The organism is Baaleninema sp. (genome assembly GCF_049974805.1).
In the GTDB taxonomy this organism is placed as follows: domain Bacteria; phylum Cyanobacteriota; class Cyanobacteriia; order Cyanobacteriales; family Geitlerinemataceae; genus Baaleninema.
This window is the reverse complement of the sequence record NZ_JBNGCO010000209.1, coordinates 1-3,555: the sequence shown is the minus strand read 5'-3', so window position 1 is coordinate 3,555 and position 3,555 is coordinate 1. Positions and strand designations below refer to the sequence as shown.

The 3,555-nt window shown below is 53.2% G+C and carries 1 pseudogene; it reads left to right on the top strand.

Annotated elements, in window-relative coordinates:
- Positions 1-2,896 (top strand): annotated as a pseudogene (locus tag ACP5D4_RS21300) (hypothetical protein); the annotation flags it as partial.
- Positions 2,897-3,555: the final 659 nt, after the last annotated feature.

The window sequence follows — 3,555 nt, the reverse complement described above, 5'->3', positions numbered from 1 at the left end:
AGTGCTGAAATCCCTCCGGGGAATCTCCGTCGCTTTAGCGCGGAGAGTAGTCAACGAAGAACCCGATTTCTCGAATTTAGCCTTACTCAATGCCGATCTCGATTCCGCCGCGAACCTCGACCTCCGCATCCTTCCCCCCAAAGCCTTCCCCGACGGCACCTCAGACAACCGCATCGACTTCAAAGGCGCATACGGACTCTATTACGAAGAAATCTTCTTCCACATTCCCTTCCTAATTGCCAACCAACTCAACGCCAACCAGAAGTTCGCCGACGCGCAACGGTGGTATCACTATATTTTCAACCCCACCGCCCAGGACAACTCCAGCCATACCCATAACGGTGGATCGAGCAGCGATCGCTATTGGCGATACCGTCCCTTCCGCGGCCTGTCCCTAGACACCCTCTCAGACCTGCTCTCCGACGAAGCCGCCCTCGACGCCTATCGTCGCGATCCCTTCGATCCCCACGCGATCGCCCGTTTGCGCCTCAACACCTACCAAAAAGCGATCGTGATGAAATATATCGACAACCTCATCGACTGGGGCGACTTCCTCTTCCGTCAAGACACCCGCGAGTCCATTAACGAAGCCATCCAGCTATACTTCTTAGCCTTTGCCCTCCTCGGTCCCCGTCCCCAGTCCAAACCCACCCGCCAACTAGAATCCGTCGGAACCTACGAAGATGTCAAAGCGGATTTAGAACGCAATCAGATCGAGGCTTTACCAGATTTCCTCGTTGAAAATGGCAACCACAGCCAAGCCTCAACGCCCCAAATTCCTTTTAACCCCCACCGCAGCGTGATTACTCGCTTCTGCGTTCCCGAAAACTCCCAATTTCTGGGCTATTGGGATGTCGTCGACGATCGCCTCTATAAAATCCGCCACAGCCTCAACATCGACGGCGTTTTCCGCAGCCTGTCCCTGTTCCAACCCCCCATTAACCCAGCGGCGTTAGTCCAAGCCGCCGCCAGCGGTTTAGGTGGCGGACTGGCGGGGGCGTTGGCAGCCACAAACGTTTCCGTACCCCACTATCGTTACGCCTTCATGCTCGATAAAGCCAAGGAAATGGTGGGATACGTTATCGACTTCGGCAACGCCCTGATCGAGGCGTTAGGCAACCGTAGCGGCGAAGATTTAACACTGTTGCAACATACCCACGAACTCAACATTCTCGAACGCACTACGGAAATCAAACAGCTTCAACAAGAGGAGTTAAACGCCAATCTCGCCGCCTTAGAAACCAGCCTCGCCAGCGCCCAGGAACGCCATCGCTTCTTTAACGAAACGGTGCGCGGCGTCGGAGCCTTCGGCATGAACGATTACGAAATTGCAAATCTGAGTTTCAACGTCGCGGCGGGAGTCAGCGATACGGTGGCTGGGGTGTTGAAATTTGCCGCCGGTTTCGCCTCGAGTACCGTCGATGTGGAAGTCGGCGGATCGGGGTTTGGCGGCAGTCCTGTCGCCACCGTCAAATCTGGCGGCAGCTACATTGGTGAAGGGTTAAATAAAGCGGCTGACATTGCTGAAATTCTTGCCAAAGTCCTCGATCGCACCGCTGGCGTGATGCAAACCCTCGGCGGATACCAACGCCGCGAAAAGGAATGGAATCACAACCGCGATTTAGCGCAGTTCGACATCGACGAAATCAATCACCAAATCGAGGCAACGGTGGCGCAAATTAACGCCGCCAGCCGCGACTTTTTAATTCACCAACAAAGCATCGAACAACACAAAGAAGTTGGCGATTTTTATCGCACCAAGTTTCTCAATCGCGACCTCTACAATTGGATGGTCAATCGCCTGTCTGCGCTGTATTTCCAAGCCTATCAACTGGCGTTTGACGTCGCCAAAGAAGCCGAACGCGCTTTCCAATTCGAGTTTGGCACAGACGAAACCTATATCAGTTTCGGCTATTGGGACAGTCGCCGCAAAGGACTGCTGGCTGGGGAAGCATTGCGGCTCGATTTAGCCCGGTTGGAAAAATCTGCCCTCGACCAAGACAGCCGCTATTTAGAGATTACGAAAACCATCTCTCTGGCTCGTCTCGACCCGGTGGCATTCTTGCAGTTACGAGAAACCGGTCGCTGTCAGTTTACCTTGGGCGAATTGCTGTTCGATCGCGATTTTCCCGGTCACTATTTCCGCATTATTAAATCCGTCTCCCTCTCAATTCCGGCAGTGGTAGGACCTTACGAAACGGTACACGCGACGCTGACGCAAACGGGACATAAAACCCTGCTTTCGCCGGATATTTCCGGGGTGCAATACCTCCTCGGGGAAGAACAAAATATGCCCGGTTCCATTCGAGCCGATTGGCGAGCCAACCAACAAATTGCCGTTTCGACGGGAGTTGAAGACAGCGGCGTGTTCGAGTTGAATTTCAACGACGATCGCTATCTTCCCTTTGAAGGAACCGGAGCCGTTTCCACCTGGTTGTTAGAACTGCCCAAACCAACTAACCGCTTCGATTTCGACAGCATTACCGACGTCGTAATTCACCTGCGGTATATGTGCAAAACCGACAGCGGCTCCTTCAAACAAGCGGTGATGGATTTAGATGCGTTCAAGCAATATCGCGGCGTGCGTTTGTTGAGTTTGTCCAGCGAATTTTCGAGCGACTGGTATGTATTTAAAACTCAAAGCCAGGTGCGATCGCTTTCCCTGACGTTACCGAACAATATCGTCCCCCCCAACGTCACCCCCACGGAACTCTCGGTACGCCAGATTTTCAACTTCGCCGACGGCGAATTAACGGAAGTGGGGAACGACTTCGAGGTGAAACTCTCGGAAGTCACCGCACAACCGATGACGCTGGAGTTAAAGGCAAAACGCAACTTTAACATCGAGCAGTCGGACAACCTACTGGTGTTGCTGGCCTATCTGGGTGAAGTTTAGGGTGTATGTCATGGGTGCGTGACGATTCCTCGGTCGGTGGTAATGAGGAGTAATGCTACTTTGGTTTTTGAAGCCTTGCCACGAAAGGATTTTGACTGACCCGCATCCTCAGAGTGCAGCACTACCCCTCGGTCTTAGGTTCGACACCCGGTTTATCAAAAATTTTGGGTCTAAAACCCCGCCCCTTCGACTTAGCTCAGGGCAAGCCTTTTAGGGCGGCTTTACAGTACAATAGACATAGGTGGGTAAACTAACTAACGAAAACCAAGTTAGTGAGTTAGACTCACATTCCGAAATCGAATTGAACTTTTGGCGGTGGGACACACCGTTACAGCGGCTCGACTGAGCTTCGCCGAACGTCCTGTGGAGCGAGTGTAAGACGCAGTCTTCGCAGCTCTCGGAGCTTGCATCCGAGAGAACGAAGACTTGAAGGATTGGTTCCCGAGAGCAACTGCGAAAAACCCCTGAGCGCACCGCCCTGAGCTTGTCGAAGGGTAGTCGAAGGGGAAGGAAGCAGGAACCCAAATCGCGAGGCTTCGCCGTGAGCGTCAGCCGAACGGTTTGGGCGATCGCAGTCCTTCCTTCGGCGGTGAGGATGTCAACAAGTTACCAGAAATTTTGGGTCTAAAGCCTCGCCCTTTCAGGGCGACTCTGCTATA